We start from the raw sequence: 26262 nt of genomic DNA on the forward strand, positions 1-26262 counted from the left end.
CGGCGGGACCACGCCCCGCTCCACGCGCCCGGCCCTGGCCGGGCGCCTACGTACAAGGACTCCTTGATGCTGTCGTTTCTCCCCCATTTCCTGCGCGGCTCCCTGGCCGGCCTGCTGCTGGTGTCCAGCACCCTGTGCTGGGCCTGCCTGCTGTTCGGCATGACCCTGGTCAAGCTGCTCCTGCCGTTCGCCGCCGCCCAGCGCCTGTGCAGCAAGATCATGAGCCTGATCGCCGAAGGCTGGATCGCCTGCAACAAGGGCTGGATGAACCTGGTCCAGCGCACCCGCTGGAACGTCCAGGGCCTGGAGGGCCTGGAGTACCAACACTCCTACCTGGTCACCAGCAACCACCAGAGCTGGGTCGACATCCTCGTCCTGCAATACCAGTTGAACCGGCGCATCCCGCTGCTGCGCTTCTTCCTCAAGCAGGAACTGATCTGGGTCCCGATCATCGGCCTGTGCTGGTGGGCCCTCGATTTCCCCTTCATGAAGCGCTACAGCAAGGCCTACCTGGCCAGGCACCCGGAGAAGAAAGGCCAGGACCTGGCGACCACGCGCAAGGCCTGCGCCAAGTTCAGCCGCATCCCGGTAGCGGTGTTCAACTTCCTCGAAGGCACCCGTTTCACCCGCGCCAAGCACGACGAGCAGCAGTCGCCGTTCCGCCACCTGCTCAAGCCCAAGGCCGGCGGCATCGCCTTCGTCCTCGACGCCATGGGCGAGCAATTGAAGACCCTGGTCAACGTGACTATCCACTACCCGGACGGCAGCCCGACCTTCTGGTGCCTGCTTTCCGGACGCCTGAAGGACGTCGTGGTGCGCTTCGAAGAACTGGAGATTCCGCGCCAGTTCGTCGGCAAGAGCTACGACCAGGACGCCGGCTACCGCGCGGAATTCCAGCAATGGGTCAACCAGCTGTGGGAGCGCAAGGACCAGTTGCTCGACAGCCTGCACCGCGAGTTTCCCGGTAACGCCAAGGCGTAGGACGAAGAGCGCCGACCAGCGCCCATGAAAAAGCCCGCCGAATGGCGGGCTTTTTCTTCCAGGCCGCGATCAGTACTGCGGCTGGGTCTGCGCCGGGCCCTGGGCGCCCGGAACCGGTCGCAGGTTGACCTCGACGCGCCGGTTCTGCGCGCGACCGTCGGCGGTGGAGTTGCTCGCGATCGGCTGGTCCGGGCCCATGCCGCGGGTACTCAGGCGGGTGCCGTCGACGCCCTGGGCGGTCAGGTAGCCGGCCACGCTCTGCGCACGACGCTGGGACAGGTCCATGTTGTGCTGGCGGCTGCCGGTGCTGTCGGTGTAGCCGACGATCTCGATGGTGTTCTGGTTGTACTGCTTGAACGAGTTCGCCAGGTTGTTCAGCGGCGCGTAGAAGCTCGGAGCGATGTTCGCCGAATCGGTGGCGAAGGTGATGTTGCCCGGCATGATCAGCTTGATGTCGTCGCCCTGGCGCTGCACTTCCACGCCGGTGCCTTCCATCTGCCGACGCAGCTCGGCTTCCTGCTTGTCGGCGTAGTAGCCATAACCCGCGGCGGCCGCGCCGGCAACGGCAGCGCCGATCAACGCGCCCTTGCCACGGTTGTTGTGGTCGATCGCGGCGCCGGCGACGGCGCCGGCCAGCGCACCCAGTCCGCCGTACTTGGCCGTCTTGCTCATGCCACCCTGGCTTTGGCTTTGCGTGTCGTAGGGGTTGTTGTTGGCACAACCGGCGAGCAGCGCCAGTGCGGTGACGGCTGCGGCCAGAGGCAGGCAACGGGAGGTGAACATGGGAAAACTACTCCTCGAGGTACTGAAACGCCCCTGCGTGAGGGGCGGCCGACATCTTAGAGCATAGCCAGGTGGCAAAATTCCCGATGCTCGGAAAAATCCTTTTCAGCCCCTGACGAAGGGATTCTCGCGCATCTCCTCGCCCAGCGTGGTGTCCGGGCCGTGGCCGGCGACCACCGTGGCGTCCTCGTCGAGGCTGTACAGGCGCAGCCTGATCGAACGCTGGATCGCCGCCGAGTCGCCGCCCCACAGGTCGGTGCGGCCGATGCCACGGCGGAACAGGGTGTCGCCGGCGATCAGCAGCTTCGCCCGGGGGAACCAGAAACTCATCGAGCCCGGCGTATGCCCCGGCGTGTGCAGTGCCACTCCGCAACCGCAGGCCAGTTCCTCGTCGTCGGCCAGCCAGCGGTCCGGGGCCGGCACCGGCGTGTAGGGCACGCCGAACAGTTGGCACTGCATCTCCAGGTTGTCCCAGAGGAACTGGTCGTCCTTGTGCAGGTGCAGGCTGGCGCCGGTGCGCTTCTTCATCTCGCCGGAGGCGAGGAAGTGATCCAGGTGCGCGTGGGTATGGATGATGCTGACCACCTGCAGGCCGAGGCGGTCGAGGCGCTGCAGGATCAGTTCGTGGTCGCCGCCCGGATCGACGACGATGGCCTTCCTGGTCAGCGGATCGCCAATGATGGTGCAGTTGCACTGCAAAGGCCCGACAGGGAAGGTTTCGCGGATCAGCAAGGTCTTTGCGGCTTCCATAGGTATTCCTTTATGATATTTGGCACAATTTTGTCACACTGAGTTTAGAAATGGCGACCCTTCGTAAACGTGGCCCATCCCAGTGGCAAGTGCAGGTCAGACGCAAAGGATGGCCCCTGCAGACCAAGACGTTCAACACCCAGGCAGAAGCGAAAACGTGGGCAACCATGATCGAGCGCGAAATGGATGCCGGCGTGTTCGTCAGCCGTAACGAAGCCGAGTCGACCTCATTCGCCAACGCCCTGGAGATGTACGCCGAACAAGTGACCTCAAAAAAGCGCAGCAGTGACTCCGAGCTGTCACGCATTAAGGTTCTGCTACGCCACCCGCTAGCGCTCAGATCAATCGCAAGCATCCGGGGAGCGGACATGGCTAGTTATCGAGACGAGCGTCTAGCTGGAGGCCTAGCACCAGCCACGGTCCGCCGTGAGTTAGCACTGATTTCCCATGTCTTCACGATCGCCCGCAAAGAGTGGCGCATGGAATCGCTGAGCAACCCCGTCGAGCTAATCCGTCAGCCAAGCGTCGATGACGCAAGAGACAGGCGAATCCTGAGCGCAAATGTGTGGACGCTCCAGAACGGCGAACTGGTTTGTGAGCATCTCGACGAGTTGGAGATGATCTCTCGCCACTCACGCTCGACCGAGCTGCCACAGATCGCTCGATTCGCAGTTGAAACAGGCATGCGTCGCGGCGAGATCTCTGGCCTGCTTCGCGCTAACGTAGACCTAAAAAAGCGAACCGCCCTCCTGCCCATCACAAAGAATGGCTCCTCACGCGGAGTGCCACTATCCAGCCGAGCTGCAGCGATCATTGAAAACCAACCGAAGCCAGAGGACGGCCGAGTCTTCAAGAGCCAGCCGGACACTATTACCAAGGCGTTTCTGGATGCCCTGAATGATGCTCGCAACGCTTATGAGGAAGGGCTTGAGCTGCACCTCAAATCCGAGGGGCTAAAGCCAGAGGAGGTTGCAGATCGAATCGCCATAGATCCATTCCTGCTCGACCTTCGGTTTCACGATCTACGCCATGAGGCTACCTCGCGCCTGGCTGAGATCTTCCCACTGCATGAGCTGACCAAAATCACCGGCCACCAAGACACGAGAATGCTCATGCGCTATTACCACCCAAGGACTGAGGACCTAGCGAAAAAGCTAAGCTAGCCAGCCCCGCTCGCCTAATTGCCCTGCGCTCAGCAGCGTAGTAGCGTTATGCCTCTCGCACTCAGCCATTGCATGACGCTAAAAGGAATTCGGTTAATGGCCACTACTAGACTGAAAAATATCCACATAAAAAAATTTAGAGCACTCGAAGATGTCCAATTCGACCTCGGCACCCAAATCACCGTTGTATGTGGAAAGAATGGAACATCAAAATCTTCAATATTAGGAATTGCAGCACAAGTATTCAGCTTCGAAACAAACCCCGTAGCCGACCAAGCAATAACCAACAGAACGCTGACAGGCGACCCGTTCAAATCCTTCCCAGCCGAACACTTTAGATTCTCCGAAATATACGACATCCCTGGCTCGATGGATGTCAATTTCACCGTACACGATGGCTATACAGAAAAAGATGTATCTCCTGATTTAAGACTAATACAACGAAAGGGGAGCAAAGCTCGCCCCGTAGTCAGAAACAACACATCCATCCCTGGTAAAAATACAAGCCGGAATTTAACCCACCCGGTAATTTATCTAAGCCTTAAGCGCCTAATGCCCATCGCTGTACGCGATAAGTACGAGGTAAAAGACAACGAATACCTCACCCAAAATAGAGCAAAATTTGTACAGCTAAACAATGAACTTCTAAATAAACGCTCAACCAACGCCACTGCCACGATTGGAACCATCAAGTCTGCCGTAGCCCACGGAACAAACTATGACCAAGACTCTGTCTCAGCCGGGGAGGACAACGCAGGTCAAATAGTCCTCGCCCTGATGTCTTTTCGCAGACTCAAAGAAGAATATCCTGACTATAAAGGAGGGCTACTTCTGATTGATGAAGCTGACGCAGGCCTTTTCCCTGCTGCGCAAACGAAGCTACTAGACATACTTGTCAGAGAATGCAACGAGCTAAACATACAAGTACTGATGACCTCGCACTCCCCGACAATTATTGAACACATACACTCGCTTAGCCAAAAGTATCAAAGGCGCTTCAAAACAATTTACCTGAGCGATACATACGGAAAAGTACAATGCCTGCAAGATAAATCATGGATAGATATCTATGCAGACCTTATGACACAAACGATACCAACCCAAGATGAGCTATCGATACCAAAAGTAAATATTTACTTTGAAGACAGAGAAGGATCAGACTTCTTCAACGAACTACTATTTCGGCACAGCATCAAGCAACTAACCAACCCCTTGAGCGACATCTCTCTCGGATGCGGAAATTATCTACATCTAATAAAGCACAAAATCCCGGAATTCACATACAAAAGCATCATAGTACTTGACGGAGATGTTGAGCAGACCCACAACGCCAATAGCATTATTTTGCTTCCTGGAGAACTGCCTCCCGACCAGCTTTTATTTGAATTCCTTTACAACTTACCAGCCGCTGACGTTTTATGGCAAAACAAACCTAAATACACAAAGCCCGTCTTCGACAGCGTAACCCGAGACATAATAAACGCACTTAACATCACAGGCGACACCGTAAACCTCTCCGAAGCGCTATCAGAGTACTACGAAGGGATACACGACAAAACAAGAGAAAAAGAAAGCGAGAAACTAAGAAAGCTTTTCAAAGCCTTCTACAAAAATGAACACACCCAAAAACTCCTAAAACTCAGAACCAAACAGCAAAACCCTTGGAAACGCTGGATAGCAGACAACCAACAAGCATGCCAAAAATTTAAAGATGATTTCATCGCCAAGTTTAGACACACCTTAGACAAAGGCTTTGGAGTAGAGCCTGGGATACTAGGGAAAATTGATGGTCTTTGACTAAAGCAAAAAATAATGAGAAAATAATCAACCTTCATTTTGTAAAAAATGCCATGTCTATAGCGCCATCATTTGTCACGCCGCTGCGCTATCCAGGAGGTAAAGCGCGCCTGGGCCACTGGCTATCCGAGCTTCTGAAGTTCAATAAATTAGAAAACAGCACTTACATCGAACCCTATGCTGGCGGAGCAGGTGCAGCTGTATACCTTCTAACCAACAAGCTAGTTAAAAGCATTGCAATTAACGACATAGATCCTGCCGTTTATTCTTTTTGGTGGGCGCTACTCAATGAGACGGACGCTCTAAAGGAAAAAATTCTTCACACAGAAGTCAGCATTGAGACATGGGAAATTCAAAAGCGCATTATATCCAACCAAGACAATCCATGCAGGGTTGAGCTTGGGTTTGCCGCTTTCTTTTTGAACAGAACAAATCGTTCAGGAATAATTAATGGCGGGGTTATTGGCGGAAAAAGCCAAACGGGCAAATACAAGATCGATGCACGTTACAACAAGATCGGACTTCTAAGCCGCATAGACAAGATCGCCTCGCTCCGAGAACATATTCATTTAACCAATCTAGATGCTTTAGAACTACTCCACAACTGGAGGGACAGGAAAGATACCATTGTCTATTTGGACCCACCTTACTATCAAAAAGGCGGACAACTCTACAGGAATCACTACCAGCCTGAAGACCATGCAATGATTGCCGAAAAAGTTTGCAGCTTACAGGCCCCTTGGCTAGTCACATATGACAACTGCAGTGAAATCCGTGAAATCTATAAAAACTCTAATCATGTGGAGTTTTCATTTCATTACTCGACACACCTTCAACGCCCAATCGGGCAAGAAGTAATGTTCTACAACAACATCCACCTACACTCAACCCCGAAGATGCGAAGATGAATGTTTAATCCAGCCGCAATTACACCAGACGAAATTGGAGAATATTCCTGGATAGCCATGTCTTTTCGTGACTCTCCTTCAGCTCATGACTATCTAGACTTCGCACAACAAGATCTCCGCGACGGAAATACATCTCGTCACCTTATCAACGCTCTCTCTAATGCAAAGAGATCCTTACACATGCGCCTGGAGGATCTATGCCTTGGATTTGGTGCGCGAGATCTGAAAAAGCTAGGCAGATATCCATCACTCATAGACTTCATAAGAAAGTGTGGTTTTGTCGCTCCGCGAATCCTAGACAAAATCAATAAAGCCAGAAACAGCGTTGAGCATGAATTTAAAATCCCCACACTCGAAGAAACCGAGAATTTCGTAGATATTGTAGAGCTATTCCTGAGCGCGACCGATAGATGGAGATTCAGGCAACCTTGTGACGTTGACATTAACCACATAGCAAGCAGTGGATCAATTGCTTTACATGGTATCAGTTTCAACTGGCAAAAAGGCATCTGCACTTTATATATAGGGTCACCAGAGCAAAAGAAAATACACTGCACCACGCAAATGATAAACTCCGAACAACCCATCTTCTTTGAATGGGTAAAACTAACACTAAAAAACGACTACTGAGCTTTAGGCCTACCCTGTGGACTACTTGCTTGTCAGGTATACATAATGCCAAAAGAGCATACAAAACTGGAAATGCCAACGGATGGTGAAAGACTTATTCAGGATGTTCTTGCCGAACTGGGGTGGAGCGCAGACCCTAAAACGGTGGCCGAGGGAGTACGCCGTTTAGACATAGGCCTGCCCTTGGAGGACGAATTCTCGGTAGTCTGCGCTTGGCTAGGGAAATGCCAACTACTGCATAAGCTCGACCAACAACAGATTCCCATCACATCAAGGCAAGAGTTCCAAGTACCTGATTTGCTGGCTAGATTCTCGTCTCAGACCAACACATCCCCAGTGTTAATTGAGGTGAAATCCAAGAGAAACAAGCTCCTATCATTCAAGCCCGATTACTTGAGTCGCCTACAAAACTATGCAGATCTAATGGGCATGCCTTTGCTCATAGCATGGAAATTCCACAGTATTTGGAGTTTGTTCGAGGCACGACACATGAAAAAATCCGCCACAAATTTTAACATTACTCTTGAAACAGCAATGCGAGAAAACCTTCTAGGAGTAATGGCCGGAGATGTTGCATACAAGATTGGCACTGGTGTCGGCGTGCATCTTCGATTTCGTAAGGACAAAATTATCGAGACAAAAGCAACAGAAGATGGTCACGAAGAACAATGGATGATGACTATCGATGATGTGGCCTTTACCGATCGCGAAGGCAAGCGACGCATAGATGTCGATGGCGAGATCCAATCACTAATCACCGCGTGGGATTTAGAACAAAAGGAAGACCACACCGACTCGCATGTGCAACTTAGCTTTGTCGCCGGCGATAATGGTATACAGTTCGCTCACACCGCCTTAGTTCAGCTTTTGAACTGGGAATCGTCACACGACAATAGGCCGCACTGGCGTGGGCTGCTGCGTAAGGAACAGATCACAAAAAACGTGGTGAGCTTCTCAGCTGCATTAGACGCTGCATACAGCCAAAAATTTGTATCCCACATTTTCCACATGCGGCCTCATACAATGCCAGATTTTCTTCCGACGGAGGCTAAGAGAGAGGAATTTTAATCTGAGCAAAAGCGCATCAGTTGTCTGGCCGATCACTCGTATGTGGCCGTCCCATATTTATTAGAACCATAGCAAGTCAAGCCGCTTGATTGAACAGCCGGTACTCTTATACGATAAGCGCAGGCTGAATCGAAGCCTGCTGCCCACCTTGGCAAACCCGAATGGGACGATTCTTACTTAATGCGTTTGGGATTCCCTGTGCGGATCTCGGCAGTGGGCACCGGCACTCCGCGAACAGAGGAGCCTCTACATGCAACGCATTTACTTGATCCCGCAAGAAGCCATCTCTCGCCTTAAGCAACGTGCTCGTCGCATAAAGCGAGAAAGGGATATCCCGCATCACGAAGCCCTTGAGATCACGGCCAAGGCCGCTGATTTTGATAACTGGCATCAAGTCGCAGAAGCTGCGGAGCAATGCAAGCCGATTGAGGATGCATACCGCCGAGGATTTCTGCTGGCTTTCGACCCATCAGAAATGCCTGACACAGAGGATGAGGACTCCCCTCTCAAGTGGGAGCCTTATGCTTTCAAACTTCTGCAAGATCGACTGTTTGAAAACTATGCCAGTCAACCTGACGAAGAAGATCCTGACGAAAGGCCGATTTCGGAGACGCTAGATCCGAGTGACCTCAAGGAGTACTTCAGCGATGACTGGGGCAGCATGTACTTCTTCCGACTGAAGCGCTCCGACCAAGTTGCCACAGCCGAGCAACTCTTGTCCCTAGTGGGCAAGCACTCGTTTTGGCCTCCACGCTTTGTCTTCTTCAAGGGAAAACTGGTGGATACATATGGGCAACCGGCTTTGAACGATGATGGAGAGGTGGTGGGTATTCGTTTCTAAAGCGAACCGCCTTCAATCTAACCATGTACGGTAACTCACAGACTTGTGATGTTCCGTACATGGCTTATCGTCATGCGAGGTTGGATCGCTCCACCAATTGAGCCAGCATCCGGGCATCCTGGAGAGCATGGTGGGGCGCCCCCTCCCCCTCGGCGGCGACCTCGTTGTCGCCGCTGATCCTCCCCGCCTCTACTCCTTCTGGTAACCCGCCCGGGCCTGCCAGCCACACCAGCAACGGCCAATCCCAATCAGGCGCATCACTGATGATCTCCACCGGACCGAGTTCCTGGAGAAAATCCAGCAACTCTATTCGTGCCTGCTCTGTCGTGCGTCCATAGGCCACCAGGTCCAGCTGTGGCAACACAATCTCCTGGACGAAGTCTGAGCAGTCGCCCTTCTTCCAAGCATCGGTCAGCTCGACATAGAACTCGGAGCCGCCTGGTACAACTAGGGCAAGACTGATTAGCTTGTAGGTGTAGCGGTTTAGATTCGTGAATTCGGTGTCTAAGTAGACCCGGTGCCTCGTCATCCGTGGTTGCTCCGTTGAGCTATGCACCGTGCATAGGTCTTCGCCATCATTACGATCCGCCGACCTGCCGCCATTGAATCTTCCGACAGCGAACGGCTCAGCCCTCGCTCTTTTCGTGGCCCCCAAAAAGCAGACTTCCAGTGCACCAAATAGCGTGACCGAAGTTGCTGATCAACTGCTCACCCTGCCGCAGATACGACGCGGTGCTGTCGATACCAGCGAGCTTGAAGGCTTCGCCGATCTTCGAGCTCGTCGGGTGCGCGTCGCCAAGGCGCATGTCGTATGCGCCAGCGATAGCAGCGAATACCTCGCGCGCACGCGCCTCTCCGGCCTTCTGGGCCAAGATACTCTGCAGCAGCTTGTTAGAGCCCAGTTTCTCCTTGTCAGGGTGGTTGGATAGCTTTCGAAGAGAGCGAACGTCGAGTCGATCCGAGAAGATGCGAACGAGCTCCTTAGCCAGCCGCAGGAGTGAAGTCTGATCTTTGCTCGAAAAACGAGAGACGTGCTGCATCGACGCATCATCGTCTATCTCGTGCGAGAACAGCGACACTCCGAATGCCTTGCGGAACTCGGCTTCCAGCAACCGCATGCACCCGAATAGCAACTCTTCCACGGCATGGGTGTCTGCCGGCTGCGCTTTGACCTGAGAGGCCAGGAGTTCGGCGCTGACCTTACCCTCCGGCGCGACGTTACTCGCGGCCCAGACGAACTGCTCCCAGGCGGGCAGCCTGGCGATGTCGTAGGCGTAGACGGTGATGAGCTCCGAGGCGTTGATCCCGAAATGAATCGAGTACCCCGAGGTGGAGTTGATCGCGCCGGTTTCAGCCGTGCACCACTTCAGGGAGAAGCCTCGATGCGTCAGGAGCTCGGTGACCACGGACGGGCGGAACCAGAGCCACCGTCCGATGTCTTCATCATTGAGCTCGGCCGAGAATTTGCGTGAACCATCGGTGTCGACGATAAAGTGCGGCAAGTTCTGATCTTGATCCCCGCGCACTCGGGTGCTCTTGCCCTGGTGCTCGATCCACTCGTCTCTCCAGAACTCGCCTTCAACACGCACTCCAGGATAGCCGCTTCGATGCCCCTCAGAGCTCTCCGAGGCGGTGTTGTCGTCCGTCTCGGGTCCCATGATGGGCGCGTCTTCCTCCTCGTCGACGTCAGTACGCCACATTCGGAAGAACGCCCAACTACCACCGAACACGGCATCCAGCTCCTTGATGCGCAATTCGTATCTTCCGCCTTCACGCTGCTCTTGGATCTCATTCAGGCCTGCATAGGAACTGTCCTTGAGGCTGGCGACGTTCTCGACGCGCTGACGGTAATAGGACAGACGGAGAGACAGGCCGCGAGCGGCCAGGTAATCCATCAGGAATTCCCGCTTGATCTCGATCAGGCGATGGCTGCCATCGCTGTCCACCGTCTCCCTTGCGACCACGACAAAGTCTTCTTCCGGCCTAACCCAGTTCGGCCCCTCCTTAATCAGGCCAAGCGCGACCACCAAGTCCGGATTCAGAATCCACTGCCGGCCTCCGACCACGGGCTGCCGATGCTCGAAAACGAGGTTGACCCCGATGGGCTCCTTGTCGTTGTACTGATACTCATCGATCGGCGAGTAATGGCCGTCCGAATAGGCATACGGCGCCACGGTATGCCCGATGCCGATGTCGCTCCAACTCAAGCGCTCGGCGAGCTCTTGATGCTGCTTGGGAAAGGCGACGGAGCCACAGGCGAACACGTCCCCGACATACCCCACTTCCTTCACGTTGCCCTGCTCGTCATTTAGCGATGCACGAAGGGGGATCCAGGTCGCCCGCGAAAACGGACGCCGAATTTCAGAGGTTTGAAGAATCCAGGCTTCGGTCATAGATCGGCTCTCAAAGAGATCTCGGCAGCCGCTACTTTAATCCAGCAATGGCTGATCAGGGCGAGTTCAAATAGGAGTGCTCCAGGGACCTATGCACCGTGCATAGGTGGGCCACATACCGCTTCGCAGGCGTCCGCCTACTCCGAGTTGACGCCTGTCCGCGAGCCCAATACCCTAACCGACAAGAATAACCCCCACGCCTCGGGCCGGCCTGCCGGTACTGCGCACCAGGGGGTTAGTTTTTTTCGCAGGACATGCTTTGAGAGCTGCATCAGTTTTCGCCGTATCTGTCATGTCGCCCGCCCCACCTCTCCTCCGAAGAGACAATCTGTTTGTCGATGGCATTAGCCATTACATGAGCAAGCGCCTTGGCAACGCCCCCGGCCATTTCGGCGAGCACGTCGACAATTCGGATCTGCTCGCGGGGATCTCTCGGAGCGATCGCTTTTGCGACTGCGGCAGGATTGGATAGCACTGCCTGCAGCGCGTCGAGATCGTTTTCGTTCAGGTCGAGATTCAAGGTGATTCGGCGCGTCATGGCTTTTCCTTGTTCAGGGGAGCATTCATTGGCCAGATGAGAAGGCCGGTGACCATCGCCTCAGCGAGCTCCTGAGCGTTCTCCGACCAGCAGAATATTTCGATAGTGATCTCGAAGCTATCGCTGTCCTCCTGGGCTGCGACGATCAAATTGACATGCTGACCAACTGGCAACGGGCGCTCGCTGAATGCCACGAGGCTCCAGCCTGGTTCACGGCCGATGCCGATTGGCGCCGGAGTGAGGTAGGCCTCGACGATTTCTGCCGCGCCGGTGATTGCGTCCAAGGCTCGCATAAATGGCGCAGCCAGGGGATCGCCGGCACTCGCCTTCAGCTGGGCCAGCTCGATTTCGTAGCGGTGGATCTGTAGATCGCGCATCTGCTGCGCGAGCAGACTTCCTTGATTAGACATTGTCCAGATCCTCCAGAGCAGAGAGCAGCCTCGCCTGTTCCTCGCTCCACAGTCTCAGAAAGTTTTCCCAGTCGTAGGCGTAAGCTCCGCTCAGGCTGCGAGTTGAGCCAATCGAGGCGATTCCGAATCGTGTCAGCCACGGCTCGGGGATATCAGCGTCGCGGACATGAGGTGTGTGTCCGTCGCGGACGATGACGGACACCAGCGCGCGGATTTCATCAGCCGACAAATGCGCTGCTGCTCCGAGTGGGAATTTCTTGTCGTGCTCAACGACGAGTGCGAGATCCTCCAGCGCAGCCCTTCGTTCGTCAGCCCGGCTCCAGGAAGAAAATGCAATTCACAGTGCGTGTCGGCGGATCTGCTCACGTTCGGCGAGATCAAAGACGGAGCGCTCCGCAGAACTTCTGGAATGCGTTTCGTTCTGGTCCATCACATTGACCTCCCCTGTTCTCTAAATTCCTCGACGCCCTCCAGGGCGGCAGGCTGTTGAGCGGCCACCGGCTGTTGGGTTTTCGCCTGTTGATCCCACTCCGATGCAGCCTGCGCCGGCTTGTTCTGCTGACGCTGCAACAAGTCGTTGGGATCCTCGCCCTCAGCCATTTTGTAGTCGTCCCGGCGATCAGCGACCTGCAGGTCGGGGGCTTGCTCGGCAAGCAGCTGCTTCAGTGCTTCGGTATGCCGGGTGCCTGCATCGTCCCGGTCATAAACGAGATCGACCTGCCGGGCACCAGTACGGTTGGCCAGGCCGCGCAGTGCACGGGCGGTGTCATCGGCCGGGTTTCCGCCTGAGCTGACGTAGAGCGTGCGAGCGCGCTGTTCTGGTGTATCGAGCTGGTAGAGACTCAGGGCATCTAGGCCGCCCTCTGCAACTTTGATTCGCTTCGGATTCTCGCAGCTTGGGTTGGCGATGTAGACGCCTCGCTCGCTCTTAGAGAAAAGCGCAGGGCCATCCTGCTTCCGTTCGAAACCAGTGAATTTCCCGTCTTCGCGCACATGCGGGAAAACAGCGTTACCGTGCCGGTCTGTCCGTGATTTCGTCTCGGCGAGGGTCTGCTCGATGATCCCGCGGGCCAGCAAGAACCGGTTCGGCTCTGCGGTGGTCTCTTGGTACTTCTCGTAGGCCTTCCTGCGGCGAAGCTCCTTCTTGAGTGCCTCCGCCTCTATCCTGGCCTGGACTTTCGCATCGCGCTCTGCGGTGCTCATGCCCTGATAGCGAGCGCCGGCCTCGAAATCTTTGTTGAAAGCGACCTTCCGCAACTCGTCGCGGGTTTCCAAAAAGCTCTGTCCGGTCGATCGTTGGTGGAGGTGGAAAACGTCGCCGCCGAGGCCAGATCCTGCCCCGGCCTTCGTCGCTACCCAGCTCGGTTCGCCTTTGGCATTGGGCTTGAGGGTGATCTCACGCATGGGGTCAGCCTTATCCAACGCTTTTTTCTCCATCCGCACACGGGCTCCAGATCCGCTTACCTGGACGTAACCGAGCCGCTCAGCGTGATCGCGCAGATCCACGCGATCACGGATAGCCTGCGTTTCGCGCTGTTGCTCGGCCTTCGTCCAGACGCGACGAGGCTTAGCCATATCGGAACCTACTTGGCCTTGGTCGGCGGCAACAGATCGTTCAGCTCGCTCATTTTCGTCTTCCTGCTTTGGGGTTGGGAGTAGAGGGACTGGCTCGGCCAACAGCGCAACGCGCTTGGCGTCGGCCGGCAGCTCATAGGGTTTGCCCGGCTTCTGGCGGGTGTCGTTTGGCAGATCGATCAGCCCGGTCACCGCGAAACCCCGGGCGACGGAAAGGTCATGGTCGGCCTGCGTGGCTGGCATGACCTGGATCTCTGGCGACTTTTTGGGCTCAGCCTTCGGCTCGGTCGGGTACTCGAAACGCTCGCCGGCTTTCTCCAGTAGATCCTTGGTGCTCGGCTGCTGGGCCTTGATCGGCCGATCTTCGTAAAGTCCGGCTTCAGCGTTGGCGCGGATCAGGGCGCGGAACTCTTTATCGGCGTCCAGGGCGCAGCGTTTGCTCTTAAAGCCTTCGGTGTTGCGCGCGAGGGTGTCGAGCGAATCCTGGTCATTCGCGGTGTAGAACGCGCAGGCATAGCGCGATCGCGTAAATGCCACGTAAGCGAGGCGGCGATCCGTGGACTCGGAGGTCAGGTAGAACGCCCGGTCGACTGTGAGACCCTGGCTCTTGTGCACGGTCATCGCGTAGGCGTGATCGATCGAGGCGTAGTCGGACAGGCTCCAGCTCACCTCCTCCTTGGTGCGATCAAGGCGCGCAGTGAGCTTGGTGTCGTAGATCGGCTCGCCGTTATCGCCTGTGCCGGTCTGCACGCGCTCGATCCTGGTGAGTGTCGCGCGGTCGCCGTTGTAGACCGGCTCGCCATCGACCTTCTGGTTTTTCCGCAGCATGATCCGGTCGCCTGGAGCCAGATCGAGGTCGGCGTAATCACCTCGGCCGGTCTCCACCGGAATGCGGACCTGCTGGGCCTTGTCCAGTTCGCCAATCTCGAATCGGTGCTCCCGCACCTTGTTGTTCAGCGAGCGGACGGATTGATTGCGGTCAGCCAGCAGCAGGATTTCCTGCCAGTCGGTGCCCTCTGCGTGCGCCTGCAGGGCGTCGTGCATAACCAAATCGATGGGTTTGTCTCTGGTGTCGTTGGCAGGCATTTTCAGCAGGCCGCGGGCCTTCATCATCTCCAGGGCATCAGGGCCGCCCTGCTCCGCTGGACCCTCGAACCAGGCCTGAGAGATCGCACGATCTGCTGGATCTTTCTGGCGTGCGATTTGGATCAGCTCAGCACAGCCAACCTCCTCGGTCAGCATGTCCAGCACCGAGGCGGAACCCACGGCCTCTAGCTGGCGGCCATCACCGACTAAGATGAGTTTGGCGCCGGCCGCGTCGCAGTACCCAGCCAATTTGTGCAGGGTGCGCAGATCCGCGAGGCCCGCCTCATCGCAGATGATGACGTCGCTGGGACGCAGTTTTTCCCGGTACTGAGCGTTGTCGTTTTCCAGGCGCATCAGCAGCGAGTGGATTGTGCGAGCCTGGATGCCAGCCGAGTTCTGCAGCTCCGCGGCAGCTGCGCCAGACGGCGCCAGACCGATCACCCGGTTACCTGCAGACTCGTAGGCCTCGCGTAGCGCGGCCAGGCTGACGGATTTACCAGTACCGGCAGCGCCCTGGATGATCTGAAAGCGAGCCCCGGAAGTACAAAAACGAACGACTGCGCGCTGCTCGTCGCGCATAGGGTAGCCCTTTTCCCGCTCGATACGCGCGATGGACATTTCCACATCGAGCGGTTTGATCGTGAATCGAGCCTCAGGACGCTGAGCGGCATGGGCGTAGGCCAGCAGCTCGGCTTCGAGCTGGCGGTAGATCTCGGTCGTGAATTCGCGGTGGCGCCCTTCCTGCGGCAGCTCGATCACCCCGAGCTGACGGATAAGTCCAGCCTTGATTGCCGGGATCGCTGGCTCGCCTCCATGCAGAATCGCCAGCTGCGCAGCAGCGCGATCGAGGGCGTGCTCGCCAAATACGGAGGCGTTGCGGAACACAAGCTGTTCGGCGAAGAGCTTAGTTTCCGGGGTCAGGTCGCCGCGTTGCAGCTCCTGGTGAAGGTTCTGGAGTTGCTCGCGCCATTCGGCGCGGAGTTCGTCTGAGTCACGCTCCTTCTTTCCCTCGCGCGTGCGCTTGGCTGCGCCTCGTGCCGAATCAGCGCCACTCGCACCCATCTCGTCGAGCACCTTGAGGATCTCCATGCGGCGGGTGGAAAACTCCAGCACGGTTTCCCGGGAAATGCCGCCCACGCGAAGCCCGTTCCGCGCGAGGTCAGCTTCAAAATGCTTGGCAAGCTGAGGGAGATCCCGGCCGAGTGCGTGGGCTAGATAGCAATCAAATAGGGCCGCGAACTCTCCCTGACGCTTGTACAGCTCGCCACCATCGAGCGGCCGCCACTCGCCATCAGGCGTAAGGCAGGCGTTCGGAATCTCGATGTGAACATGGAGATGAGGTTCCTGGTTCCGATTGGTGAAGTGCAAATACGAAGCGGCCATGGCCTTTCCGGCGTAGCGCCCCACCCCTTGGGCGCCAAGCCTGTAGCCGAAGTACCCCTGTTTCTCCGCGTACTCAAAGGTCCTTCTCGAGGCCTCCATCATGGCCCGCTCAAAAATGATCTGCTGTTCGCGCGGTAGCGAGGCATAAACCAGCGAGAGGGTCTTATCCACGTTGAGGCTGGTCGAGAACCCCGCCGTCCCGGTGCCACGCTCAAGCTGATCCTGGCGGCGCTTGAGGACATAGGACTCCCTGGTGCGGGGGTTGATGCCGCTCATCAGGGCGGCGTAATCACCATCCTGTGGCGTGATACCCAACCCCATTGCCTCGGCGCCTTGACCGAGATACTCGGCCAGCAGCGTGTCGGCGCCGGGCTTGTGGTAGTAGTCCTCCCCCCCGGTAGACAGCACCTGATCGTGCTCGTCGCCGAGGACCTGGCCCTCGCCACGCTCGAAATAGTTCGCCCGCGCGCCGATATCGCCGCCGGTGAATTTGTCGATCGTGAAGATGGCCACCTCACGCACCCTCGGCGTTGAACAGAGACTTGAGGTGTTCAGCCACCGCGCGCTGCGCTCCCAACCGGCTCGCCTCCGCGATCCGAGCCCCCAAAAGGGCGAGTGAGGATTCAATCTCAGACCGGATCGCGAGCGACTCCTCGGGCTCCAGGGCGACGATTTTGGCCGTATGCAGAGCCAGATCACCGCGCACCAGGGCGACCAAATCTGCGGTCGGAACAGCCTCCAGGATGGTCTGCAGCACAGCCGATTTCGGGACCCGCAGGTCCCGAGCGAGGCGCTCGAACGCCTGCTGAGCGGCCTCAGTAGCCATGCTCTGTGTGTGGTTTTTCCTCTCGAAAGCCATTCCCTCTCCTGCCCTTCAGGGGTGGCTACTACCGCTGTAGTAGCTCGCCGATCTCTCGTAATGCCCGGGTGGTGCGGGCTGGCACGGATGCACCTCGCGAAGCGAGTGCAGCCGTGTTCTGCTTCCGCCACCAATATGCAAGCATTTCGCTTCTCTTTATGCAAGTTATGCTTGACTCGCATCAGTTTGCAACTAATATGAATAACAACCGCCAGATGTTTGCATCGTGTTTGCAACAAAAAGGCAAGGACAGGCGAAACCTTTGATAGAGTTGGAAAGCAGTTTCCAACTAATCACAACAAATCAAGGTGATCGCCATGTACGACCAACGCACTGACGCCGAGCGCGCCCGTGATGAGAAAGAAGAGCTGGAGTGGATCCGCATGCAGCAGGAAGAGGCCGACCGGAAAACGGCGGCATTGAAGGCCGAGCTGGAGCGCATGAAAGCAGCCGCACAATCAGGCAGCGGCCAAAAAAACGTAAGAGGAAGCGTCACGAAAGCTCTGCTCCCGCGAATCGACATCCTGCGCGAGGCAACGCGTTTAGGAACGCCCATTACGCAGCAGCAGGAAATGCTGGAACGAGCCGGGATCGTCGTCAGCTACAACAGCCTGCGGAAATTCATCCAAAAATTCCTGGCTCGTGAATATCGGGAGTTTCTGGCGAACGTCCGGACTACAGGTGCCGACCCTGATTTTGGGCGCGAGCTACACCCTGACGTAATCGAGAGGAACACCCCTTCTGAATCTGTAGCGACAACTGCAGCAACTCAAGAAAAGACCACCCCGCCTGCAAGCCAGGCACCGGCCGCCGCGGACCAGGCGAGACCTGAAAACGTGAACTCGCTCATCGAGCAGGTGCTCGGGCGAAAAGACCACTCAAGTTAGGAGTAACCCATGATTCGAATTCTCTGCACCTCGACCAAAGGTGGCGTCGGCAAATCCACCATCGCCCAGCAGGTGGCCACGACATATCTCCTAGATCGCGAGGGCACTGCCACGCTGATTGAGCTCGACGACCAGAACGTCGACTCGCGCTGGATGAAAAGCTCGGAAATCGAATCGCGCCAGATAGTAGTGGACGGTGATGCCGGCTTTGCCGTCCTCGATCTTTTTGAGGAATTCGCCGGTAAATCTTTCGTCCTGGATATCGGCAACCAGACCGCCGAGGCAGCGCTTGCCGCCATGGGCCGCAACGGCCTGCTCGGTCGGTTCGATCTGATCTTGGTGCCGGTCAAAGACGTGGGCCAGGACGTAGAAAACGCAAAGCGGACCATCAACAGAATCCGTGAAGATGAGCCTGCTGCAAAAATAGCTTTGGTGCTTAATGGGCTAAGCCGCAAAACCCAGGATCCCAACGACCGTCGCATCCGCGCTCTGTACGGCGACGTTTTTGACCTCGGCGAAGATCTCAATGTACCGGTTCTCATCATGCCCGGTGTTGAGGGGTATGGCCTGTCGCGCAACTTTGGGAAAACGCTGCTGGAAATCGCCGCCGGAGCAGACGCTCTGATCGCTCAGCTCCGCGAGCAGAGCCTGATCCTTGATCGCGATGGGAAAGGCAAAGACGCACGACGCTGTATGGTGCTGGTCGAGGTAGTAGCAATCGCGAAAGAAGCCAGCACCTGGATCAAGCAACTGCATGGCAAGTTCGACGAGCTCCGGGGAGCCGACCAGGAGGCTGCATGAGCACCCTGAGCGATGACAGTATCCAGAGCATCTTCGACCTGGTACACGAGCTCCGAACACTAGTTGTACGCCTTGAGGGCGTGGGAACGCAGCCAGGCCTGCTGGAGCTCACGGAGTCGCTAGCGTCGAAAATTGGTGCCGCTGGTAGCAGCGTCGGGCTATACGCCGATCGCCTAGCTGATGCTGCACAGTTGCATGAGCAGCTAAAAGCTTTGCCACGACAACTGCTTCGCCCAGAGGAGTCCCAAGCTTTCCGGGAATCTCTTGAGCGCGCTTTGCTCTCCGACACGACGCGAATCCTTCGTGTCGCTTACGAGGCGGCAATGAAATCTGGCTGTCTGGAAACGGTTGAAAATGCGCTCACAGAAATGCAGAAGCGTATCGACACCTCATCGTTGGAACGATGCCAGGCAGCAGAAGATCGGAGCAAAGCATTACAAGCTGAGCTAGAGCGGACACTGAAAGAACTGGCTGCGACCCGCGAGCGAGTTAAAGAGCACAACATTGCACTGAATAACGAACGCGATCTTTTGAGCACTCGATTTGCTGAGCACCTAGCGGCGGCACGTAAGTGGAGCTTAGCCAAATTTGCTACCGGGGCGATCCTAGGGGCCGTGTTGTCCATCCTCTACCTGGCCCCTCAGATCGAAGATTTCTTGGCATCTGAAATCATCTATAGGCCGATTCACGAACGGCGCTGATAACGCCAAACCACAGCAATGTAGAGAGGAAAATCGCATGAGCAATCGTGACGATGACGGGGATTTTCGCGCCCGGAAAAAGCGCGTGCTGATTAGTGGGGCCGACGCCCAAGCGTTCATCGAGGCACGCCGGAAAGAGCGTGAGGAGTTTCGACAGGCTGAAGGGAAGGATTTAGACGGGTTGGACCAGTTGGCCCGCGACCCCGCGATGGACGAGCTGCAGAAGAAGCACCAGGAGCAGCAGGAAACCCGCGAAGAAACTGACGCGGAGAAGAACCAGCTCACAACAAAACGACAGGAACAACAACTGCTGCAAGAACAGCAAGATCAGCAATCGAGGTCGATGTGATGGACAAGAAAGCAATGTATGCCGCCGCGGCTCTAGCCGCAGCGTTTATTGGGCCAGCAGGCGCATGCCCTCTCCAGGAGTGCATGCCAGGCCTGTCCGATGCGCCGTTTCAGTCGAGGGATCTAGACGATTTCGGCGGACTTTACGACCTAAAGCAGCCTGGCCAAGCGGTCCTGCACGTCGGGCTGATTGCGGCTGACTATCGCATTGCTCTGCTCGAAGCCGAGAACCGAGCTCTGCGCGCCGCTCTTACGGGTAGCCGCGCACTCGACGATAGCAGCCTCAAGTTTTTTCCAAGCCCTGCAAGCTTCATGGATGCGATGAACTCCGACATGAAACAGGTGAATGTGACAGGTCGGATGCCTCAACTACGGCATTTTGAGCAACGCGTTCGCAATGCAGAAACACGAGCAAAACTCACTGATGCGGGGCGGGCTCTGGGATCGGAAAGTACACGAATTGCAGCTGAGACGTCTGCAGAGTGAAAAGTTGGCTGACGAGAGCGGCAACTCTCGCCAGCCGATTCCGCGGCGGAACACCACGAAAGGAAGAAAGGTTATGGTAGAGCAATTCCGAAAATATATCGACGACCCACAGTCGCTCCTGCGCGACTGGCGGCTCGCACAAACGCGGGCGATGCGAGAAGCAGTCGCCGGTCAACTGGCCGAAGATGCGCCTGGGTGGCCAGTAGAGCAGATCCTGCATGATGATGTGAGCGAGCCAGAGCACCGGCCCGTTGATCGCGCCGGGCAAACCCGGCGCTTGTTGTTCGGTCGGGCTGCGCTGCATGTCGCCGCACGGATCGAGTCGCGCTTGCTCGCGCGGCAGTTCCTCCTCGCCCTCATTGCTCTGGTGGCCACGCTGTTACTCGGATCATTGGCATTGATCGCGAGCAAAGGGGGGCTGGTCTTTACTTGGGGATCTTCAGCAGCCGGTTTCAGCCTCGCTATGATCGGTGGTTACCTGCTGTACCTAGCCAGCGGCGTAGCACGTCGCGGATATGAGATTTTCCTACCTCGCGGGCCGATGCTGACTGACCCTGACAAGGCCGATCTCCGTCGATTGGCCGAGCGTGTACTGCTGCGCGTCGCACCTGATGATGTGCCCGCAGATCTCGCGGATCAGTACCGGCCGCTGACTGTCGATGCCGATGGCCAGCCGGTTGACGGACAAATTGTTGGTGACGATTACACGACAAGCTGGTTGCGCGAGGCCCTGAGTTCGATGCTGGCTGTTGTCGCGGCTGTGGGTCTTTCGGTTTTCGCGATTGGGCTTGCAATGACCGGGGTTCCGCTGTTCAGCCTGCTGACCTTGCCGCTCCTGGTGCTCGCTGTGATCTGGACAGGGATGAAAGTCTTCCTTCTTCCAGACCTCGCTAAGCGGCGGGGTCTGGACGCGCTCGAAGCGCTGCGTCGGTCGCCGACAGCAAAATTGGTTGACCAGGTGTCGCCTGTGGTTTTCCAGAAGTTCGAGGCGGCGAAGGTCGGCCAAATCACGCAGGCCACGGCCGATCAAACGCCATTTGTGGACCTCGGTCGGACTACAGGTTTGCTAAGTGGGCGGCGGGATCCATTCGCCCCAACCCAAGCGGGCATGCCCTGCGGTTTGAGCGTCGATGACCTCTCTACTCACCTACTCGCGCTTGGCGCGACTGGCGCAGGCAAAACCGCTGGTGTGCTGCGCCCAGTGATCGGTTCTTGGACTGATGCCGATGCAGGTGGACTTCTGGTGCTCGACGGAAAAGGGGTTTTACCCGAAGAGCTGGCTGACCTCGACGGATTCCAGGTGATCACGCCCGGGTTGCAGGTATTTGCCCCAATTGAAAATCTAACACCCGACCAGGTGGCTGATTCGTTGTACGAAATGTTCGCCGGGCAGAGCGAATCGAAAGACCCGTTCTGGGAAAAAGCAGCGGCCGAGCTGATTCGCTCTGCGGCGAAAACCCTCGCGCTGCTGGTCGATCTTGAGGTCGAAAGCTGGGATTGGACCTTAGGCCATTTGCATCATCTGATTTTCGGCGAGGGGATGATTGATGCGGCAAAGGCCGTGGTCGAATCTGCGCCGGAGTCGAAAGTGCTTTCGCTGATGCCTGGGCATGTACGCCGTGCGTACGATGACTTCACACGCACCTTCCCTGCCATGCCGGCCGACACCGCAAACTCTATTAAACAGAACGCGAGCGTCTGGCTCGGTTTGCTGGTCAACAACGCCCAGTTAAGCGCTTGGGCTGACGCCGCCACCGGTGTGCAGATTGAGCAGGCTCTTCACGGCGAACGAATTGGACTGCTGCTGCCCGAGTTCAAATTTGGCAAAGCCGGCGCCGTGATCACCAACTTCGCGAAGCAGCGCTTCTACAGCGAAATCAAACGTCGCGGCGAGGGTTGGAAATCCGAGCTGGATGGACACCGGCGCGTCATGCTCGTAGTCGATGAGTGCCAGGCGCTCATGACCGAGAGCGAAGCCGAAATTCTGCCGATCGCACGTTCCCTTGGCCTCTGCGCAGTGTTCGCGACTCAGAACATCGATGGTCTGCAGATCGCACTGAAAAACCAGCCGGCGCTGCTGCAGCAGATCCTCGGTCAGTTCCGTTCAATCATTGCTGTGGCGGTCAACACAGATGCCACATGTGAATTCGTCGCTGGCCGAATGGGCGCTGTACCACGGGCGATTTACAGCGAGGTCCCCGCACCTGCATCGGATGCCGCTGGAACCATCGCTGGGCTGCAGCTCGAAGCTGGCAGCTTCGGAGTCGGAACCGTAATGGCATCGGCCTCTTGGTCGAGCGAACTACGGGGGATGCGGGGAACTGGCGGCCTCGCCGGTGAAGCCTGGGCAATGGCGAGCCAGTTGGCGGAAAAATCGGGCGTGAGAAAAGCGTTCGAGCTACTCCCTGGTGCATTCAACCGGGAGGCGCGAGCAGGTTCGGCGAAGCTTGATACACATCCCCTGGTCAGCCCGGCCGAAGTGCGCGGGCTCACCGCAGAACGGTTCACCGCTCTGGCTGTGGTCAACCGCGCCGGCGTCGAACGGAGAGATCTGATCAAGCTCTCACCGCGGTTCGGCTTTGCTCAGCAGGAGGTGGCGTGATGACGTTTGAACGCGATGTCTTCGAGCAGCACAGCGCACTGCTTCAGTTGCGCTCGTCGAACGTCCATCCTGCGATTCCGGACCGAAACTGGTTACCGAGGCTGGCCTTGGCCGGGCTGATCTTGACTGGTGGCGCGATGGTCGCCGGAAAGCTGGAAGAGATACGCCGGGAAGAAGTCGCTCGGGTGGCCGCCGCGGAAAAAGCGGAGGCTGACCGTAAAGTTCAAGCTGAGCGGGTCGCGGCTGAGCAGGTTGCAGGCTTGAAAAAGCGGATTGAGGCCGTGCAAGCACAAATCAGCCAAGGGCGAGATGACCTCCTGAGCGACCTTCAGAGCGTAATTCGCGATGGTGAGACAATTGATGCCGTGGCGGTTGTACTGCGCCTATATCCAGCGCCCACGCACGATCTTCAGGCGCTCGATACAAGCGAGTTCGAGCAGTTTCTGGAGCTTGATCGCGAAGCCTGGATTGCAGGGAAAAAATCGCCACAGCTCGATGCGCACTACCAGGCAGAGAGGGCAAAGCTGACGTATGCATCGGATTATCTCAACCATTTCCAAGACGCTGTGAATTTCACTGCGCGGGGTCAAAAGCTTCCTGAGTGGATGGCTTACGAACGGTTCCGGGCTGCGCCCGTTGAAGCCCCGGAAGGGGGGAAAGTCGAACTGCAGGAGCGAGAGAAGACTGTGGCACAGGTTCCAGCCGAGCCGGAGCCGGAGCCGGAGCCGGAGGTTAAACCTAAAGAATTTGCTCTTCCAGCACCTAAACCCAGAACTGCACCTGCAGCTGGCGGACGAGTTCAGGTGCTTGATTGGTAAGCTGACCGACTCTCGCTGAACAGGAAGGCCCGGCAAGGTTACTTGCCGGCTTTTTCATGGGCATCTGAGCGAGCCGACTACCTCGTTGGATTGATGACTAAGCTCATGGTAGTTGCACTATCCGCGGCAGCGATGATAATGCAATCCATAAAGAGGAATGACTCATGGAAGATCATATATGCCCCATGAAATCCATAGCTGGCCCGACATTGCCAACGATTACGCTGGCACCTTATTAATAGGCAACGGCGCAAGCATCGCCGTTAGCAATAGATTTAAATATAACTCTATACTCGAATTTGCTCGAAATAACAATCTAATGACCGCTAATATCGAGCAGCTATTTAATTATTTCAACACAAGTGACTTTGAATTAATCTTAAGAATTGTCTGGCAATCGACATATGTAAACAAGTGCCTAAACATAAGAGATAACGCAACAGAGGAGGCATATATAAATATTCGCAACCTCTTGATACAAGTGGTTAGAGCCATACATCCAGAATACTCCGACGTATCTGAAAACCTTCAGAAGCTGTATACATTCACAAAGCGCTTTGATCGAATCATATCCTTAAACTATGATTTAGTTCTGTACTGGGTAATGATGTACGGAAACTCCATTCAAGACGGACACAGATTTAAAGATTGCTTCCTAGGGGCGCACTTTGACTGTAACTGGAAAAGATTTGAAGAACCGTACTATGGCGAAAATCATTGCACTCTAGTTTTTTATCCGCATGGAAATCTATACCTCTCTAGAAATCTTCGCCAAAGTGAGTTAAAGCTCAACGCCGACAGAGGAGATCTCTTGCGGAGCATACTAGAGAGCTGGGAGACAGGTGACAGAGTTCCACTATTTGTCAGCGAGGGATTAAAAGAGCAAAAAATCAGCTCCATACAAGGAAGTCATTATTTGGAAACCGTCTACCGAGAGACTCTAACGGCGCCGACAGAAAGCATTGTTATTTACGGCTGGGGCTTTGGACTTCAAGATACACATATATTAGAGCGACTATTGAAGTCAAACCCTAATAGAATAGCAATTTCTGCAAACCGAGCCGACCAAGCATACTGCAATAGAGTTTCAGAGATGATTACAGCAGCATTCGGCAACGTCGAGGTACAGTTTTTTGATCGCTCCAGCCCAAACTGCTGGAATAATTAAATTTCAATCTTTATTTTAAACCAAAACCATGAGCAATAGTAAAGGGCGCTAAATGGCGCCCTTTGTCATGCAACGCTTTAGTTTATTGCAGCCAGGAGTTCACAGCTTCAACTCCATACTGTTCCCGCCAAGCCTTCAGTACTTTGTGATTACCGCCCTTTGTCTCGACGACTTCACCTGTGTTGGGATTCTTGTAGACCTTAAATTGGCGCTGACGGCGTTGCACCACAACGGCAGGGGTGGAGTGAGGGGAAGGGTCAAGGATGTTAATCACATCTCTCAAGCTCATCCCGTACTCAGCTAACAGTGCCCGCAGTTTTTCCTCGAACTGAATTTCTTTTTTCAGTTCAGCATCATTCTTCAGTGCATCCAGTTGCTGCAACTGTGCGGCAAGTTGAGCCTCAAGACGTTTGAATTCGACAAGCTTACTCATTTATCGCCCCCACGTTGACTTTATCTTCCATCTCATCAAAAGCTCTTTGTCGAGAAAAATAATCTTCCAGAGCCTTCTCAAGCTGCCTTGCAAAAACAATATTTTTCAGCCAAAAGACAAGCTTAACCACAGCCCGATACTGAAAGACCATTTCCCTTACTTTATAGGCAATCTTGCTGCGCCCATACCTCCCCCCAAGCAACCTTATCTGCTCAGAGCGAATCTCCATCTCAATAAATTCGAGATTAAAAATCTCCCCCCACCGCTCAACATCACCCTTTTCTCTTCCTAAGTGTACCTCTAAGCGATCAGAGGGCGTCATATACTGCGTATACCCATAAGAGCAATCAAGGCTGGAGCCATCATCACGTAAGGCTTCTAACAGCTTAACTCTAATTCCACGGTATGGAGTCTCAACAAACCCATCATCAAATCTTAGGTCACGAAAGGGCAAGCTAGCCAATGCCGTCTGTATTGGCTTTTCTGTCAAATCAAACAGAGTAACCACATCTTGATACTCCGTTTTCTCGGATTCGCCTTTTACTAACAGAACCACCTTTTTGAATACATAACCCTTTCGAGCCCTCACCCAAATCAATGGGTTAACTAGTTTTCTTTTATAGTAATAGCGCCGCCACAGCACCCTGTACTCAATTTCATCACCTAGCTCGCTAGGCTTCCAGATGAACATCTCCCTGTAACCACTGTATAGCGTTGAAAGACTGTAGGCCCTGTAGAAAAGGATTTTATCCAGAAACTCAATTAACCCACCGAAAATCTTCTTTAAAACTCCACCAATGCCTATAGAAAGATCCAAGCCATCCTCCCTCGAAGCACTTCATCGCATCCAAGC

Annotated in this window: 25 protein-coding genes; 15 read left to right on the top strand and 10 right to left on the bottom strand. The window is 55.6% G+C overall.

Features of this window, described 5'->3' with window-relative positions; genetic code table 11:
* The first annotated feature begins 66 nt into the window (after positions 1-66).
* Positions 67-981: an acyltransferase gene (locus M6E97_RS19060; RefSeq protein ID WP_003085811.1), complete on the top strand. Its 915-nt coding sequence runs from the start codon at positions 67-69 to the stop codon at positions 979-981.
* Between the two features lie 69 nt (positions 982-1050).
* On the opposite strand, the gene M6E97_RS19065 is transcribed toward M6E97_RS19060, so the two are convergent.
* Together M6E97_RS19065 and M6E97_RS19070 are read right to left on the bottom strand one after the other, a co-directional pair.
* The gene (locus tag M6E97_RS19065) at positions 1051-1764 is read right to left on the bottom strand and encodes an OmpA family protein (RefSeq protein WP_003085808.1); all 714 of its coding nucleotides are present in this window, start codon (positions 1762-1764) and stop codon (positions 1051-1053) included.
* A gap of 105 nt (positions 1765-1869) precedes the next feature.
* Positions 1870-2514 carry an MBL fold metallo-hydrolase gene (locus M6E97_RS19070; RefSeq protein ID WP_174217649.1) on the bottom strand — a complete coding sequence of 215 codons (645 nt, stop codon included), beginning with the start codon at positions 2512-2514 and terminating at the stop codon, positions 1870-1872.
* Between the two features lie 167 nt (positions 2515-2681).
* Between M6E97_RS19070 and M6E97_RS19075 the strand changes: the two genes are divergently transcribed.
* From M6E97_RS19075 to M6E97_RS19100, 6 genes are all read left to right on the top strand, one after another.
* Positions 2682-3677 (top strand): tyrosine-type recombinase/integrase, encoded by a 996-nt coding sequence (locus M6E97_RS19075; protein ID WP_254611638.1) that lies wholly within the window; start codon positions 2682-2684, stop codon positions 3675-3677.
* A 96-nt stretch (positions 3678-3773) separates the two neighbouring features.
* Positions 3774-5474: an ATP-dependent nuclease gene (locus M6E97_RS19080; RefSeq protein WP_174217651.1), complete on the top strand. Its 1701-nt coding sequence runs from the start codon at positions 3774-3776 to the stop codon at positions 5472-5474.
* Positions 5471-6382, top strand: coding sequence for a DNA adenine methylase (locus M6E97_RS19085; RefSeq protein WP_254611639.1), 912 nt, complete (start codon positions 5471-5473; stop codon positions 6380-6382). The genes M6E97_RS19080 and M6E97_RS19085 overlap by 4 nt, the downstream gene beginning before the upstream one ends.
* Positions 6383-7012 (top strand): hypothetical protein, encoded by a 630-nt coding sequence (locus M6E97_RS19090; protein ID WP_174217652.1) that lies wholly within the window; start codon positions 6383-6385, stop codon positions 7010-7012.
* A gap of 45 nt (positions 7013-7057) precedes the next feature.
* The gene (locus tag M6E97_RS19095; protein WP_217434988.1) at positions 7058-8080 is read left to right on the top strand and encodes a hypothetical protein; all 1023 of its coding nucleotides are present in this window, start codon (positions 7058-7060) and stop codon (positions 8078-8080) included.
* 250 nt (positions 8081-8330) lie between these two features.
* Entirely contained in the window at positions 8331-8921 is a 591-nt protein-coding gene (locus tag M6E97_RS19100; protein ID WP_174217653.1) for a hypothetical protein, read from the top strand.
* A 70-nt stretch (positions 8922-8991) separates the two neighbouring features.
* On the opposite strand, the gene M6E97_RS19105 is transcribed toward M6E97_RS19100, so the two are convergent.
* The 6 genes from M6E97_RS19105 to M6E97_RS19130 form a co-directional block, all read right to left on the bottom strand.
* The gene (locus tag M6E97_RS19105) at positions 8992-9450 is read right to left on the bottom strand and encodes a 3'-5' exoribonuclease (protein WP_174217654.1); all 459 of its coding nucleotides are present in this window, start codon (positions 9448-9450) and stop codon (positions 8992-8994) included.
* A gap of 97 nt (positions 9451-9547) precedes the next feature.
* Positions 9548-11314 carry a hypothetical protein gene (locus tag M6E97_RS19110; RefSeq protein ID WP_174217655.1) on the bottom strand — a complete coding sequence of 589 codons (1767 nt, stop codon included), beginning with the start codon at positions 11312-11314 and terminating at the stop codon, positions 9548-9550.
* A gap of 271 nt (positions 11315-11585) precedes the next feature.
* Positions 11586-11852, bottom strand: a complete 267-nt coding sequence (locus M6E97_RS19115; RefSeq protein WP_174217656.1) for a hypothetical protein — start codon at positions 11850-11852, stop codon at positions 11586-11588.
* Positions 11849-12262 carry a hypothetical protein gene (locus M6E97_RS19120; RefSeq protein WP_174217657.1) on the bottom strand — a complete coding sequence of 138 codons (414 nt, stop codon included), beginning with the start codon at positions 12260-12262 and terminating at the stop codon, positions 11849-11851. The genes M6E97_RS19115 and M6E97_RS19120 overlap by 4 nt, the downstream gene beginning before the upstream one ends.
* Positions 12263-12691: 429 nt before the next feature.
* Positions 12692-16819 carry a MobF family relaxase gene (mobF, locus tag M6E97_RS19125; protein ID WP_174217658.1) on the bottom strand — a complete coding sequence of 1376 codons (4128 nt, stop codon included), beginning with the start codon at positions 16817-16819 and terminating at the stop codon, positions 12692-12694.
* A 1-nt stretch (position 16820) separates the two neighbouring features.
* Positions 16821-17165 (bottom strand): hypothetical protein, encoded by a 345-nt coding sequence (locus M6E97_RS19130; protein WP_174217659.1) that lies wholly within the window; start codon positions 17163-17165, stop codon positions 16821-16823.
* A 317-nt stretch (positions 17166-17482) separates the two neighbouring features.
* On the opposite strand from M6E97_RS19130, the gene M6E97_RS19135 reads away from it, so the two are divergent.
* The 8 genes from M6E97_RS19135 (at position 17483) to M6E97_RS19170 (ending at position 24976) form a co-directional block, all read left to right on the top strand.
* Positions 17483-18052, top strand: a complete 570-nt coding sequence (locus tag M6E97_RS19135; RefSeq protein ID WP_174217660.1) for a hypothetical protein — start codon at positions 17483-17485, stop codon at positions 18050-18052.
* Positions 18053-18061: 9 nt separating this feature from the next.
* Positions 18062-18853: a hypothetical protein gene (locus M6E97_RS19140; RefSeq protein ID WP_174217661.1), complete on the top strand. Its 792-nt coding sequence runs from the start codon at positions 18062-18064 to the stop codon at positions 18851-18853.
* The gene (locus tag M6E97_RS19145) at positions 18850-19554 is read left to right on the top strand and encodes a hypothetical protein (RefSeq protein WP_174217662.1); all 705 of its coding nucleotides are present in this window, start codon (positions 18850-18852) and stop codon (positions 19552-19554) included. Before M6E97_RS19140 ends, M6E97_RS19145 begins: the two co-directional genes overlap by 4 nt.
* A 37-nt stretch (positions 19555-19591) precedes the next feature.
* Positions 19592-19903, top strand: a complete 312-nt coding sequence (locus M6E97_RS19150) for a hypothetical protein (protein WP_174217663.1) — start codon at positions 19592-19594, stop codon at positions 19901-19903.
* Entirely contained in the window at positions 19903-20388 is a 486-nt protein-coding gene (locus tag M6E97_RS19155; RefSeq protein WP_174217664.1) for a hypothetical protein, read from the top strand. The genes M6E97_RS19150 and M6E97_RS19155 overlap by 1 nt, the downstream gene beginning before the upstream one ends.
* A gap of 73 nt (positions 20389-20461) precedes the next feature.
* Positions 20462-22990, top strand: coding sequence for a hypothetical protein (locus M6E97_RS19160; protein ID WP_174217665.1), 2529 nt, complete (start codon positions 20462-20464; stop codon positions 22988-22990).
* Positions 22990-23808: a hypothetical protein gene (locus M6E97_RS19165; RefSeq protein WP_174217666.1), complete on the top strand. Its 819-nt coding sequence runs from the start codon at positions 22990-22992 to the stop codon at positions 23806-23808. The genes M6E97_RS19160 and M6E97_RS19165 overlap by 1 nt, the downstream gene beginning before the upstream one ends.
* Positions 23809-23986: 178 nt before the next feature.
* On the top strand, positions 23987-24976 hold the full coding sequence (locus tag M6E97_RS19170; protein ID WP_174217667.1) for a DUF4917 family protein: 990 nt from the start codon (positions 23987-23989) through the stop codon (positions 24974-24976).
* An 82-nt stretch (positions 24977-25058) separates the two neighbouring features.
* Here the strand turns inward: M6E97_RS19170 and M6E97_RS19175 are convergent, their stop codons facing one another.
* Together M6E97_RS19175 and M6E97_RS19180 are read right to left on the bottom strand one after the other, a co-directional pair.
* Positions 25059-25409 carry a histone-like nucleoid-structuring protein, MvaT/MvaU family gene (locus tag M6E97_RS19175; RefSeq protein WP_174217668.1) on the bottom strand — a complete coding sequence of 117 codons (351 nt, stop codon included), beginning with the start codon at positions 25407-25409 and terminating at the stop codon, positions 25059-25061.
* Positions 25402-26226, bottom strand: a complete 825-nt coding sequence (locus tag M6E97_RS19180) for a hypothetical protein (protein ID WP_174217669.1) — start codon at positions 26224-26226, stop codon at positions 25402-25404. Before M6E97_RS19180 ends, M6E97_RS19175 begins: the two co-directional genes overlap by 8 nt.
* Positions 26227-26262: the final 36 nt, after the last annotated feature.

It is taken from the genome of Pseudomonas sp. B111, from assembly GCF_026428275.1.
Taxonomy (GTDB): Bacteria; Pseudomonadota; Gammaproteobacteria; order Pseudomonadales; family Pseudomonadaceae; genus Pseudomonas; species Pseudomonas aeruginosa.